12 protein-coding genes and 1 tRNA gene are annotated in these 14,489 nt (G+C 39.5%); 3 read left to right on the top strand and 10 right to left on the bottom strand.

The annotated features are described in order from the left end of the window. Positions 1–17: 17 nt before the first annotated feature. The 7 genes from pth to EV695_RS13825 form a co-directional block, all read right to left on the bottom strand. Positions 18–596, bottom strand: a complete 579-nt coding sequence (gene pth / locus EV695_RS13795) for an aminoacyl-tRNA hydrolase (RefSeq protein WP_131906566.1) — start codon at positions 594–596, stop codon at positions 18–20. Between the two features lie 21 nt (positions 597–617). Beyond that, complete coding sequence (locus tag EV695_RS13800; protein ID WP_131906567.1) at positions 618–1,280, bottom strand: 50S ribosomal protein L25/general stress protein Ctc; 663 nt, start codon at positions 1,278–1,280, stop codon at positions 618–620. A gap of 164 nt (positions 1,281–1,444) precedes the next feature. Then, a complete protein-coding gene (locus tag EV695_RS13805; protein WP_243651619.1) occupies positions 1,445–2,416 on the bottom strand; it encodes a ribose-phosphate pyrophosphokinase in 972 nt (323 codons plus the stop codon). A gap of 86 nt (positions 2,417–2,502) precedes the next feature. Then, positions 2,503–2,577: transfer RNA gene (locus tag EV695_RS13810), tRNA-Gln, on the bottom strand. Between the two features lie 26 nt (positions 2,578–2,603). Then, entirely contained in the window at positions 2,604–3,497 is an 894-nt protein-coding gene (gene ispE, locus EV695_RS13815) for a 4-(cytidine 5'-diphospho)-2-C-methyl-D-erythritol kinase (protein WP_131906568.1), read from the bottom strand. Between the two features lie 9 nt (positions 3,498–3,506). Beyond that, positions 3,507–4,163 (bottom strand): lipoprotein insertase outer membrane protein LolB, encoded by a 657-nt coding sequence (gene lolB / locus EV695_RS13820; RefSeq protein WP_131906569.1) that lies wholly within the window; start codon positions 4,161–4,163, stop codon positions 3,507–3,509. Between the two features lie 85 nt (positions 4,164–4,248). Beyond that, on the bottom strand, positions 4,249–6,192 hold the full coding sequence (locus EV695_RS13825) for a tetratricopeptide repeat protein (RefSeq protein WP_131906570.1): 1,944 nt from the start codon (positions 6,190–6,192) through the stop codon (positions 4,249–4,251). Positions 6,193–6,598: 406 nt separating this feature from the next. On the opposite strand from EV695_RS13825, the gene hemA reads away from it, so the two are divergent. The 3 genes from hemA (at position 6,599) to prmC (ending at position 9,899) form a co-directional block, all read left to right on the top strand. Further along, positions 6,599–7,906 carry a glutamyl-tRNA reductase gene (hemA, locus tag EV695_RS13830; RefSeq protein WP_131906571.1) on the top strand — a complete coding sequence of 436 codons (1,308 nt, stop codon included), beginning with the start codon at positions 6,599–6,601 and terminating at the stop codon, positions 7,904–7,906. After that, positions 7,903–8,988, top strand: a complete 1,086-nt coding sequence (gene prfA / locus EV695_RS13835) for a peptide chain release factor 1 (RefSeq protein WP_131906572.1) — start codon at positions 7,903–7,905, stop codon at positions 8,986–8,988. The genes hemA and prfA overlap by 4 nt, the downstream gene beginning before the upstream one ends. A gap of 62 nt (positions 8,989–9,050) precedes the next feature. After that, the gene (gene prmC / locus EV695_RS13840; RefSeq protein ID WP_131906573.1) at positions 9,051–9,899 is read left to right on the top strand and encodes a peptide chain release factor N(5)-glutamine methyltransferase; all 849 of its coding nucleotides are present in this window, start codon (positions 9,051–9,053) and stop codon (positions 9,897–9,899) included. A gap of 81 nt (positions 9,900–9,980) precedes the next feature. On the opposite strand, the gene EV695_RS13845 is transcribed toward prmC, so the two are convergent. The 3 genes from EV695_RS13845 to EV695_RS13855 are packed head-to-tail and all read right to left on the bottom strand — an operon-like array spanning position 9,981 to position 14,479. Further along, positions 9,981–10,478: a type IV pilin protein gene (locus tag EV695_RS13845; RefSeq protein WP_279388051.1), complete on the bottom strand. Its 498-nt coding sequence runs from the start codon at positions 10,476–10,478 to the stop codon at positions 9,981–9,983. Next, positions 10,471–13,962, bottom strand: a complete 3,492-nt coding sequence (locus EV695_RS13850) for a PilC/PilY family type IV pilus protein (RefSeq protein WP_131906574.1) — start codon at positions 13,960–13,962, stop codon at positions 10,471–10,473. Before EV695_RS13850 ends, EV695_RS13845 begins: the two co-directional genes overlap by 8 nt. Before the next feature lie 25 nt (positions 13,963–13,987). Then, the gene (locus EV695_RS13855) at positions 13,988–14,479 is read right to left on the bottom strand and encodes a pilus assembly PilX family protein (protein ID WP_131906575.1); all 492 of its coding nucleotides are present in this window, start codon (positions 14,477–14,479) and stop codon (positions 13,988–13,990) included. Positions 14,480–14,489 lie beyond the last annotated feature (10 nt).

Below are 14,489 nucleotides of genomic sequence, written 5' to 3' on the forward strand. Positions count from 1 at the left end.
ATTTTAGTTTGTATGACTTAATCTGTATGCAGTACATTCATGGCTTTTTGATCATCACCTTGAATGATCAGATCGATTACTTTTAAAGCACGGTCGATAGCATTTTGTATTGCAATTTCATCATTTTGACTGGGTCTGGAAAGCACATAATCTGCTACTTTCTTACTATCACCGGGATGACCAATCCCAAAACGCAAACGTGCATAGTCTTTGCCAATTTGCGCGTGTAAATCTCTTAAGCCATTATGACCACCGTGACCGCCTGAATATTTAAGACGCACAGTGCCTACTGGTAAATCCAGCTCATCGTAGGCGACTAACACTTGTTTTACATTGATCTTATAGAAAGAAGATATTTGATGCGCGGATAAACCACTACGATTCATAAATGTAGACGGTTTTAACAACCAAACCTGATTGCCATGAATGGTGGCTTTAGCTACTTCTCCAGAAAACTTTGTTTCTGTTTTGAAGCTTGCGCCATACTCATTTGCTAATCCATCAATAAACCAAAACCCGGCATTATGCCGGGTTTTAGAATACTTCTCGCCTGGATTTCCCAGACCTATAATCAATGTGATTGCTTGATCAGGCATATTGAAATTAGCTTAAATTAATTAAGCGTCATCTCCACCTTCTGCTTCACCATCAACTTCAGTCTCAGGAGCTTCTGGAGCTTCATCCGACACTTCTTCAACAGCTCTTGGTGCATGGATACTAACCACAAGATGGTCATGATCTTCGCCGTGAGATAGTTCTGTAGAAGATACGCCTTCAGGGAACTTGATATCTGATAAGTGTAAAGACTCACCTAATTTAAGCTCAGCAAGATCAACTTCGATGTACTCAGGTAAATCACCTGGTAAACATACAACTTCGATATCAGAAAGGTTACGTGTAAGTACACCACCTTCCATTTTAACGCCATGAGCGTCTTCTTCGTTAACGAAATGTAATGGAAGAACAACAGTCATCTCAACGTCGTCTCTTACACGCTGTAAATCAACATGTAATACAAATGGTTTTGCTGGGTGACGTTGTAAATCACGTAAGAACACTTTTTGCTTTTTTCCTTCTAGCGTTAATTCGATAATCGCTGCGTAGAAACTTTCTTCTTGAAGGTTACGCATTAATTGGTTTTCGTTTAACGTTAAAGACCATGCAGGACGCCCTGCACCGTATAGTACCGCTGGAATTTTGTTTACACGACGTAGGCGGCGGCTCGCACCTTTACCTAAGTCTTCACGCATTTCCGCGGCCAACTCATATTTAGTTGCCATTTTTTTCTACTCCAAATTGTGGATTGTTACTTTTATTCTTAAACAAGAAATAAAAATGAGTAAGCAATCCATAAACAAAAAAGCAAAACTCGCGACCAAGTTTTGCAACATTTTGTCAAACCAGCGTTACTTTACAATAACGCTAGTTTGACGAATTTTTATGACTAATCGTCAACTACATGCGCGAACAAATCACTCACTGATTCATCGTAATGAATGCGTGAGATAGTATCTGCAATGATGTCCGCTACAGAAAGCTGGCGGATTTTAGCACAGTTTTGACCTTTTTCACTCAATGGAATTGAATTTGTTATCACAATTTCATCCAATTGAGAGTTATTGAAGTTATCAATAGCAGGGCCAGAGAAAACAGGATGGGTTGCATAAGCGATAACTGCTTTTGCACCATGCTCTTTTAAGGCTTCTGCGGCATGACACAAGGTACCACCGGTATCGACCAAATCGTCAATCAATACACAGGTTTTATCTTTCACATCACCAATGATATGCATCACAGCAGACACATTAGGCTCTGGACGACGTTTGTCGATAATAGCCAATCCGACATCGCCACCGAGGCTTTTTGTCATTGCTCTTGCTCTAACTACACCACCCACATCAGGTGATACAACAACAAGATCATCATAGTTTTTCTCTACGATATCTCGAAGTAACACAGCAGAAGCATAGATATTATCAACGGGAAGATCGAAGAAGCCCTGAATTTGATCTGAGTGCAAATCAACGGTTAAGACACGATCTACACGACTGGTAGACAGCATATCTGCCACTAATTTAGCTGAGATAGGAACACGTCTTGAACGCACACGACGATCTTGTCGGGCATAACCGAAGTATGGTATCACTGCCGTTATACGACCTGCCGAAGCACGATACAATGCATCTACCATGATCAGTAGTTCCATTAGGTTATCGTTGGTAGGTGCACATGTTGGCTGAAGTACGAATACGTCTCGACCACGAACATTTTCTAGAATTTCAACATGGGCTTCACCGTCGCTAAACTGACCGACTGTTGAGTTACCTAGTTTGATATCTAATAGTTCTGAGACTTCTCGAGCAAGATCAAGATTCGCATTACCGGAAAAAATCATTATCCTGTCTGATTCTGACATGAACGATCTCTTTTGAAGTTATGAAGGAATTAACACATTGTCATATTTCTGAAGGAAATGAAATATGACAATGTATCAATAAAATATGGCTGGGGCGGTAGGACTCGAACCTACGCATGCTGAGATCAAAACCCAGAGCCTTACCACTTGGCGACGCCCCAATATTTACTTACATTTACTGCTTTCGTTACGTTTTCTGTAACGCCGCTATTGCATTATGCAATGGCGATTGATTAACCCCTTTAGCTACAAAGCCCTGCCAATTATTCGGCGACTTTGCTAAAGCATCAAGTACCTGATTTACTTCATCTTCGCTTTTAAACTTTGCAAAGATACAACTACCAGTTCCAGTTAATCGTGCTTCTGAAAAAGAAGTTAGCCATTCTAGCGCATTTGCTATTTTTGGGTACTTCTTTTTAACAACTATTTCAAAAACATTTGACTGTTTGGTGAAAACGTCGTCATTCAGAAAGCGCGCTATTGTGAGGGCATCACAATCTCGTGTCAATCCCTGATCTGCAAAAATTTCTGCCGTTGATACAGAGATATCCGGTTGAATCACTAAAAACCATGATTCTGGCAAATTTATTGGCGTTAATTGTTCACCAATTCCTTCTCCCCAGGCAGAATGACCGTGGATAAAAACAGGGACATCCGCACCTAATTTCAGCCCTAATTCTGCAAGCTCCTGAATGGTCAACTGACAACCCCAAAGCTCATTCAAACCAAGTAATACGGTGGCTGCATCAGAACTTCCTCCTCCGATACCACCTCCAATTGGCAATTTTTTATCAAGTGTAATCTCAACCCCAAATTTTGAATTGGTATGTGATTGAAGTAATTTTGCTGCTCTTACACATAAATCTGACTCTAAAGGAATCTGATCTAAAGCATTAAAATTTTTGTTTGATTCGTTGCGAATTATTTTTCCATCCTGACGAATTTCCAATGTAATTTCATCAGAATAATCCAGTAGTTGAAATACTGTCTGCAACAAATGATAACCATCTTCACGTTGTGCCGTGATATGGAGAAATAAATTAAGCTTTGCCGGAGCGGGTAACGTTAACTTTGCAACCATTGAAACGCTTTAAACACCCTGCCATGTTTTTGCAATAAGCTTTATATACAGCTTATCTTTACTGCGCGTAAGAACCACTCTTCGTGGCATCGCCTGTGTACTGTTATTTGTATAATTCGAATAACTTACCTTCCAACCGGCCTGATAAAGCGTTTCTGGGCGACCTAGGTTATCCAGAATCAATTGATCTACCTTGTATTCGGGAGATGTCATTCCTCTTACCCAATACTGCATACCCTTGACTGGAATTCTTACACCCGATTGATTCTGTAATAGGCGCTCTTCATCTGTATCGCGATACGTTCTGCCATTATCGGCGAGTAATGTCACCCCCCCACTTTGGCGGCTTAATTTTGCGACCAGTGCTCCTGTTAACGGGTGTGTGATTTGCATGGTATATTGGCTGGCGTTTTGTTGCGCCCAACTTAGACCGAAAATATAATTTTCGTCACCATAGCGTAATGAGATTTTGCTACCCAGACTCCAGTTTTGTCTGCGAGCCAGATAAGCTTGGCGTTGTTCCCATGAAGATTGTTTAACCGTAGGATTTACTACTGATTTAACCTGGGGTGGCTGTGTTCCATATTGCGTACAACCACCAAGTAAAATAACACTGCTGATTAACAGTGCGCGTGGCTTTAACCAAGACACTAACCTTATTGACATTATATTATCCTTTGAAAGATCAAGCCGTTACAAAAACGATGTAACATACTTGAATAGTATCAATTTAGGCCTGCATTGGTATATATCAATTTTGTAAATATTGTTTTGCTTCGTGTAAAACTTTGTTATGAGGGAATTTTTTAGTCATTTCTTCATAAATACTCAAAGCTTCTTCCTGCTTATCATTTTCTGCCAGAACACTGATTAAATGACTCGCAACTTCGGGGTCCTTAATCAGTTTAAATGCTTTCCTCAGGTACTTTTCAGCTTTCGCAAAATCCCCATTTTTAAAATGCACAAAACCCAAACTATCCATGATAACGGGATCATGCGGTTTAATTTGATGTGCTTTTTTAATATAGTTTTTTGCCTCATCAAGGCGCTGGGTATTAACCGATAACATATATCCCAGCGCATTTAACGCATCTGCATCGTTCTTGCTAATCGACAATACCTGATTGAAGTCATTCTCCGCAGAACGCAATTGCCTCATGCGTTCATGCAACAGACCACGCCTATAATAATATTGTGCATTCAAGGGCGATAAATTGATTGCCTGATTATAAAGCACAAGTGCCCGAGGGTATTTTTTTAGACTAAAGAGATGATCTGCATAAAGTTTTGCCCAATATGCCTTGTCGACCGGATCAGTTGAAGATATTTGTTTTTTCTCAAAGTAACTCTCAATACCCTTATCACCTTTCAATGCACTCGAAAGTGATATCGATTTCTGATGCGCATTTCTTAAGAACGCTCCACCATTTACTTTTTCATAAAACGTTAATGCTTTTTTTAAGTTCCCTTTTGCCTGAAAAACCTCACCAGCGAAATAGTCTGCATCGAACTCATAACTTTTTGTAGCACGTAATTTATCTATGTTGGCTTCTGCTTTTTTAAGTTGAGATTGATCAATTTGCAAGGCTATCAACGATTTCAATAAATCATTGTTCTTTGAATGTCTGATAATGAGTTTTTCAAGAATGGGTAATGCTTGTTTTTTTTGTTTTTGCAAAACAAACAAGCGAACCAACTCAAGCCGACTGCTATCACTTACCATAGGATTATCTTTAATCGCCATTAGCACATTGATAGCATCTGAATTTCTATTGAGCTTATGTAAGGCTTTCGCCTTCATTGCCATGGCATCAACCAGATTTTGAGAATCAAGTCTTTCAAGGTTTTCTAATTCAAATATTACGGCCTTATAATTTTTAGCCTTTAGGGCTAGATTGGCGGCAATTAGTTTTTGCTGCCGATAATAATTCCTACTTTCATGTTGTTTGATGTAATCAACAAAGACACGATAGGCCTTATCTCTATGGGTCTCTGCTGCTAAAACAGATCCAATAAAGGTCAACCCCTGACTGACTTTCATCTCGCTGATAGTTTGGGTATTCGTTGGCAAGTCTGTTTTATCGATTTCTTTTGATATGCTTTCTTTTGGTATGCTTTTTTCTTGTCGAGTTGATACCTCTTCATCTTTTAAAGATGTTTGTTCTACCAATTCGTGAATGGTATGAAACTGGGCAGACGATAATTTTATTTTATTATTTCTAAGGTAGAGTAACGCAAGGTATTGTCGTGCTTCAAGATCATCAGGAGTCAATGCAACCCATCGTTCTGCTACTTTTAATCCTTTGGGTAGCTGCCCTGTTGCCGCGGCGAGAATAGTAACTCTTCTGGCAATTGCAGGATCTTTACTCTCTAAGGCCAGGTGCTGATATTGCTCAACTGCAAGGACTTCATCACCCATTTCTCTGTAAATTTCAGCAGCAAGCGCCTGATAAAGAAATTCAGCTTTGAAGTTGCCTGATTCGGTATTTTCTTGATTTAAAACACGCGCATGAGCAGGTAAAACCAATGAAGAACATATAACAGTAACAACAGTAATGAGTTTTAAAGGATAAAGAAATATTTGCGACTTCGATGATTTACTATGAACAACCCAAGAGCCAAGACATATGACATGCTTGCCTTGTTTGCCTTTCTCTAAATAGATTAAGGCCTGTTTTAAAATAGCAAATATCATATATAAAATCCTTCCCTGGATTATTGAGACTGCATAGATCCTATATCAACAAAAAACACTATCGATATATTAACTATAGTGTACATAGGCCAACTGTGCTCAGTTGCATGGTAAAGAATAAAGTCCAGCTATCATCAGCTAACTGGTAGATAAAACAAAACAGGCTGTATAAATCGTAGGTTATGACACCTACCAGCAGAAACGGGCATAAAAATTATCTCTGGATTTATTCGTTTACTCCCCAAACGACCGAAAGTGTTCACGCTACAACCATAAGAATTCGGCTGTACTTCACCTTTTATAAAATAAATAAGACTACTCATAAATCAAGCTAGATAAATTTATAAAACAAAGCAGTAAACTACTCTGTAATAAACCTCGGAATTCACGCTATAATCGCGCCCCTATGTCTTTACGTGTAATTGGAATCAACCATAAAACAGCGCCCGTCGCGATCCGCGAGAAAGTTGCGTTTTCACCAGATGGATTGACTGAAACACTTTCTCAGATCAAAAATGACATAGAGAGCAATCACAAAGAAAACGAAGTAATTATCCTATCTACTTGTAATAGAACAGAAATTTATACTTATTCTAATTACACAGAAGAACAAATCCTGAATTGGTTATCTAAACAGCAAGGTCTGGATAGTCAAAGCTTAAAAGAATATATCTACAACCATGCTAATGATGAAGCTATAAAGCACGTAATGCGTGTTGCTAGTGGATTGGATTCTATGGTGTTAGGTGAACCACAGATATTTGGCCAATTGAAAGGGGCACTTAAAACCGCTTCTGAAAAAAAGACCGCAGGCACTACGCTGAAACGATTAATGCAACATGCATTTTCGACAGCTAAAAAAGTACGTACTCAAACGGGCATTGGTACCAATCCCGTATCTGTCGCATTTGCAGCAGTAAACCTTGCCAAACAAATCTTCAGTAATCTGGATAATAAAACTGCCTTGTTAATTGGTGCAGGTGAAACCATCGAACTGGTTGGTAAGCACCTGAGTAACGCCAATATTGGTAAAGTCATTATTGCCAATCGAAGTGTAGAAAAAGCGACTCAGCTTGCGAATGATTTCAATGGGCTCGGCATTACTTTGCAAGATATCGGTGATTACTTACCCGATGCTGATATTGTTATCTCATCAACCGCTGCACCTATGCCAATTATTGGTAAAGGAACGGTTGAGGCTGCATTGAAAAAGCGCAAACATAAACCGATTTTTATGGTGGATATCGCAGTACCCAGAGATATAGAAGAAGAAGTCGGCGAACTAGATGATATCTATTTATATACGGTTGATGATCTACAGTCCGTGATTGAAGATAATATGAAGTCTCGACAAGAGGCTGCCACGCAAGGCGAAGAAATGATTGCCGAGGAAGTTGAAAACTTCATGGGATGGATGCGTGCACAAGATCAAATGAGCCTCATTAAAAGTTATCGTGATAAAATCAATACAATTCAGGATGAGACGCTTGAAAAAGCACTTAAATTACTGCGAAATGGTTCAACTGCAGATGAAGCATTGTCATTTCTGGCGCATACATTGACCAATAAATTGGCTCATGATGCTACAGTGGCGATGAATAAAGCCGCTCATTCAGGGGACCATAAATTACTCGAAGCCTCTAATAAAATACTCAATCTTTCAACAGTTGAGAGTCAAAACCAAATGATTGATAAGGAAAACAATAAACAGTGAAAGCATCCATTTTAAATAAACTCGATACACTGAGTGATCGACACGAAGAAATTGCTGGATTATTGGCAGAGCCAGAAGTGATGGCTGATCAAAATCATTTTCGTGCACTATCTATGGAATACAGCCAGTTAGAACCTTTGGTTGTAGAATATAAAAAATATCTGCAAATCATCGATGACAAAGAAACTGCAGAAGAGATGCTTAATGATCCTGAACTAAAAGATATGGCAAAGGAAGAGCTTTCTGACATTAAGGATTCTCTTGAAACGTTTGAATTAACCTTGCAGAAATTATTACTGCCGAAAGACCCGCATGACGATAGCAATATCTTTTTGGAAGTTCGTGCTGGCACAGGTGGAGATGAAGCAGCAATCTTTGCAGGCGACCTATTCCGAATGTATTCACGCTACGCTGAACAAAAGCGCTGGCAAGTAGAAATCATGAGTCAAAACCTGGGCGAACATGGTGGCTATAAAGAAATTATCGCCCGTATTGTTGGTGCTGGTGCTTATTCGCGTTTAAAGTTTGAATCAGGTGCGCACCGTGTACAGCGTGTTCCAGAAACAGAATCTCAAGGTCGTGTACATACCTCTGCTGCGACTGTCGTGGTAATGCCCGAACCGGATGAGGTTGAAGCACAAAACATTAACAAGAATGATATTCGCGTAGACACATTCAGAGCTTCTGGTTCTGGTGGTCAGCACGTTAATAAAACAGATTCCGCAATTCGTATTACACATTTACCAACAGGTATCGTCGTTGAATGTCAGGACCAACGCTCGCAACATAAAAACAAAGCGCAAGCCATGTCTGTATTGCAAGCCAGAATACTGGAAGGTGAACGATCGGTTCAAGATGCAGAACAAGCTGAGCAACGTAAATCTTTAGTAGGAAGTGGAGATCGTTCAGAAAGAATTCGTACCTACAACTTCCCTCAGGGACGCGTATCTGATCACCGAATCAATCTTACTCTGTATAAACTAGATGAGTTTGTATCTGGCGATTTAGATCAGATTATTGATCCATTGATCAATGAATATCAAGCTGAGCAATTATCTGCGTTAAGCGAAGAAAATAGTTAGAACGTAGTTCAAAATAAAGTTATGAGTCACCCCCCTACTTTCAGGCACTTTTTTTGTTGCTTATGACAGCTATTACCATTCAACGTGTTTTATCTAAAGCTAGAAAAGAATTAGAAGGGGTATCAGACTCGGCTGCATTAGATGCGGAGTTATTGCTTGCACACTGTCTCAATAAAAGTAGGACTTATTGCCATACATGGCCCGAGCACGAATTAACCGAGACAGAATTAACCTGCTTTGAAGACGCTATCACACGTCGCAAAGACGATTATCCAGTAGCTTATATATTAGGGAAAAAATCTTTTTGGACATTCGACGTAGAAGTTACGCCAGATGTCTTAATCCCACGCCCTGAAACCGAACTGCTTGTTGAAACAGCTTTAGAGAAATTAGTAGATATTAAAAACCCAAGAATATTAGATTTAGGCACAGGTTCCGGAATTATTGCATTAGCAATTGCTTCTGAGCGTCCCGACTCATCAATTATGGCATGCGACTTTTCAGTAAAAGCATTAGCAGTAGCCGAGAGAAATGCCAAGAACCTTAAACTAGATCATCAAATTGAATTTTTACATTCTAATTGGTTCTTAGAAATAGCGCCAGATTTGACATTTGATTTGGTCATATCCAACCCACCATATATAGAACCAAACGACCCTCATCTTGAGCAAACAATAAGACATGAGCCATATTCGGCGTTAGTGGCGAAGGAAAATGGACTTAAAGATATTAAGAATATTATTGAAAACTGTAAACAATATTTAACATCATCCGGGTGGCTGCTGTTGGAACATGGATATGATCAGCATGAAAAGACTCAAGAATATTTAGCAATATCTGAATTTATTGAGATTGAAAGTAGAAAAGATCTTGCTGGTAATACAAGAATAACTTTAGCAAAGTCTTATTAGTTCTACTCTAAGCACACAAAAAAAGCGCCTATATATAATATAAGCGCTTTTTTCATTTCATCCAGATTGAAGTGTTAGATTTTATTTCCAACACTCTTTTGAACGATCAACACTCCCACCATCAGCCGAAACTCGTTTCAAACCCGTATTGGTAATAGTAAAATTATCACAATGAGAATCATTTTGTTTAGCTTGAGCATCTGCTGTTAACGTATATGAAGTACACGGTGATACAGCAGTACCTCCACATGCAGCTGGCAATGCGGTCAACTCAATTGCATAGTTATCCTGCTCTGACATTACAGGAGCAGTCATGCCTAAACCACCAGCGTTCCTTGCCGCTGTAAGACTCGATGCATAACTTAGATTCTGAGCATAGTAACTCTCTTGAATTTGTGCTATCCGCAACAACTCAACTTTTGCATCTGTCCTTTTACTCTTTTTAACATGTTCCATATAAGAAGGAATAGAGATAGCAGCAATAATTCCTAAAATTGCAACGACTATCATCAACTCCATTAAGGTAAAACCTTTATTAAATTTCCTATTATTCATTTTGCACCTATTTTTATTATTCATTATCAATCCAATAAACTCTCGGCAAAGAATTAGGCACTGGGGAAGCCGCACCTACAGGTGGCAATACGAATGGACCAGCCTTTCCAACTCGAATCACGACTTTACGCTCACAGTCGCCTTTATCACAGCTTCCTCCACTTTGAGATTGCAATCCTTCAAAAATAATTTGTGGAGTACCTAAAATTTCACCTGTTGCCGCTACTACATTTTCATCCACATCGCCTGATAACAAATCCATGATATAAAGGCGAGCTTCATTCGTATTACTTGTATGACACCCATCAGTAGTAGTCGTAATTGACGTGGTACCAAAGGTAGTGAACATCACCTTATTCTGGAAAGTTACAGCTGTTGAGAGCACTTTCTCACCTGTTGTACTCGTTAGATCTTTATGCCAACCATTATGTGTAGCACCCAAAGTAATTGCTGTTGAGGCATCTAGGTCGCTTAATAATAAAGGAGTCGCCGTAGGCTCTATGAGTACTTCTTTATCATAAATAACAAAGAATCTATCATCTACAGTATCGTCTAGTGGTCTTGTTCTATCACCACTACCAATTGCAATAGATGCCACATACTTGCCACCCTGCCTAAATACCGCCACATCAGGCTCTTCGAAGAACTTACGATTTTCCGTATCTGAACCTGTCGCACCTAATCTTGCAATTCTATATAACTTTGCTTCAGAAATTTCACCATCATTTCCTGTACCACTATCGTAATAAGAAGCATTTAAGTCGACACGCCAAATATTACCACCAGTATCACCAAAGTAGAGTCTATCTATTGATCCATTTCTATCGACATCTAGAACTCGAATTCTTGAAGGCACCGCATCCACTGCTGCTATTGAACCATGAGGAGCAAATTGGCTAGCTGTAGGAGTTTGCCATATGATATCTCCGCCATCCGTTGAATCTATAGCATCTACAATATAAACCGCATTTCCGCCAGCAGTTTGATTACCAGCACTATCTTCATTATAACCACCACCTATAACAAGAACCGGGGTTACCTCGGTTTTATCATGCTGCTTAAGCATCGCAAGAACAGGTTGTGACCAGGAATCACCAGTACCAAATTGTTCTTTCCATAATAACTCTGGACTAGATGGATTCGTAACTTTCAAGGCATGGTAATGCTTTCCTCCTCGACGTAGACCGAAGAATAGATACGCTTCTTCACCTGGGTCTAAAACACCATTTCCATATTCACTAGGTGAACTACCTCTCTCATCAATCCATAATGTAATAGGTCCATCGACACCATATATATGACCATTATCAATATTCTTCTCATATTGTCTTTTGATATTTGGCAATAACTCTTGAGGCATGTAGGCGAATATTTCTGTTCCATCACTATCATCAATAGCATGTAAATAACCTTCATTTGTACCTACAAAAATATATTTGCTGCCATCCGCTTTCACAAGTTGAATTGGCTTGCTATGAAGTATATCTCCCATGTGAAAACGTTTTGTATCGTCTTCTGGGTTTATTCCCTTTATGAATTTTACCAGATCACTTTTTAGTGCATTATCCGCAGCACCAGTCCCTGAAATACCAAATTTTGAATTATCGATACTTGTATTTAAACTAATTAAAGAAGGAGAAGCTGTAGATCCATTATCAGTTAATATAGTTCTAGTATCAGCATCAATTTTATTAGCTGCTCCTCCACTTCTGATAATATCGGTTGGCGTGACACTAGACCACATATCTCTGGCTGTAGACAATAATGCTCCGCCAGAATCTATAGCAGGATTCCCCGCCGCATCGGACAAAACGCCATCAACAAGCTGGAATTTCTTTAAGTTACCAGGCCAAACCACACCATCTTTATCGAAAACAGGAACATATACTGTATTTCCATGTGACAATAAATTACTGGTGTCAATTGAGTAAGTTGGAGCTGCAAACGAACGCCCTTTAGCATCAGCAATTCCTAAAATTGCATCTTTAAATGCCTTAGTTAATCCCGCTTTATCGTTAGCAGTGACAAACGAACCACCACCTTGGGTAGCAACATCATCAAGATAAACTGCTTCATCCGATCCTGCTGATAAAGATAAACCAACTGTGTATGTTTTAACATTTTGTAGACCAGGGATATCTGCTACAGACGTACTTCCATCGGCATGATCCTCCGAAGCCAAATACTTTGCTAGTTCAGGACCGCAACGTCCATGAACCTCTGTATCCGATCCAGTAGTAACTGCCTCGCACCCTTGAGCATAGCTACCGATTTTAGAGCTGATTAAATCAGCAGTATTATTTTCTGTTGGACCGCCATCAGAAAGTAAGATAATGCCATTATTTCTACATTCACCTACGATTGGAGATTTATAAGTCCCAACAAAACTAGATGATGTCGTTGTTACGGCATCAGGACACTTTGTACAACTTTCACCAGTTGTGGGGCATGAATAATTATCAGCGGCATCACAATTATAATAAGTAACTTGCTCTTGACACCTTACACGCGTAGTTGTGGTGCTAGAAGTTACACCTTCACTATTAGTTTCTGTACTTGTATGTGGGTATGGTTCACACGCATACCAGTCAGGATTATCAGCGGCACAACTGGCAGCAGTGGTATATGATGAATTACAGTATCTAGTGTAAGTATATGTATCATCAACACAACCAGTACCTAAACCACAAGTAGTTGACCCAGACCCACAATAAGCCCTATTCCCAGTTTGTAGCGTACAGCCACCAGTATCTGTTGAGCTTGTTGTTGTACCAGTTGTAGCAGTACAAACCTCTGAAGTACCACAAGACCCTTTGGTACAAGACTGTCTTGTTGATGCATCACAGCTAGGCGTAGACGTTGAACTCGTTTCCGAATAACCGACACCAGTAAAAGTCGAAGGATGCGCCGATCTAATATCACTTGCTGGATACTTTCCTGCAAATACGTCTTCACCTCTAAAATATAAAGCCGCTTCAAATAATGCATCCACAATAGGTGTACTACCATATGAATTCCAGATTGAAGTATCATCTGCAAACAAACTCAAGTATTGGCGAGTATCGTTAGAACCTGCAGCAGGCATAAAACTATTGTTGGGAGATGTACCCGGAAAAGCATACCCAGCTTTACTTAGCTCATCTTGCGCTAACGTTCCTATAACAGGGCTTACTGGATACCTAATTCCATGAGCAACTGAGGCTCCTTTAGCGCCCTGAGCTCCACCAGAAAATAACGATAAACCAAAATCAATATTATCAAAGTCTGTATCAGCAATTATATCTTGAAAAGCCCCTCTAAGAATATCTAGGCGCGTTGGACCTGTTGCGCAATATTCATCATCTGTATAAGGACCTGGACACCATTTCATACTACCCGAAAGATCCATAACAAATAGAATATTTGCACTCAGCAGTGTCTCAGAATCTATCAAATCGATATCATCAGCTGAAGCTGTTGAAAAAATCGAGAAAATTATCGTGAGCAGTATTTTCTTAAATTTGCACATTTTCTTGCCTATTATTTTAATTAGTTTATTGCTTGGGAATCTGAACAGCTCTTCCGTCCGTGTGTGTGTCTTTAGCCGAGCTCGATGTTAATCTGCTTTCAGCCACCACCCTAAATACTTGATATTGAAATTCAGAAGAATTAGCTACATTGTTTAATACGGGCGAATCCAAAACACCATCGAACGCAACAGTAGCCCTTGAGTTTAGAGTTGCACCAGCTGATACTGTCTCAGCAGGATTAAAATAATCATCGGGTACATTGATGACTGCAGTTCTAGTAGATGCCGCTGTATCTACATTGCTCAAATCACTCTCTGACATCACTTTACCAAGAGCGGATTCTGCACCTTGGAAAACAAGTGCTGAGTAAATAGAATTACCTGCAACTTGTGTATCTAAAGTCGACATTTTTACTGCACTTACACCAAGAATAGTAATTACCAACAGCATTATTAAAGCCATAATCAGCGCTATGCCTTTTTGATGTTTTTGCATTGTCATTTTATTTGCTGTCATGAATATTCTC

The organism is Cocleimonas flava (assembly GCF_004339015.1).
GTDB classification, from domain to species: Bacteria; Pseudomonadota; Gammaproteobacteria; order Thiotrichales; family Thiotrichaceae; genus Cocleimonas; species Cocleimonas flava.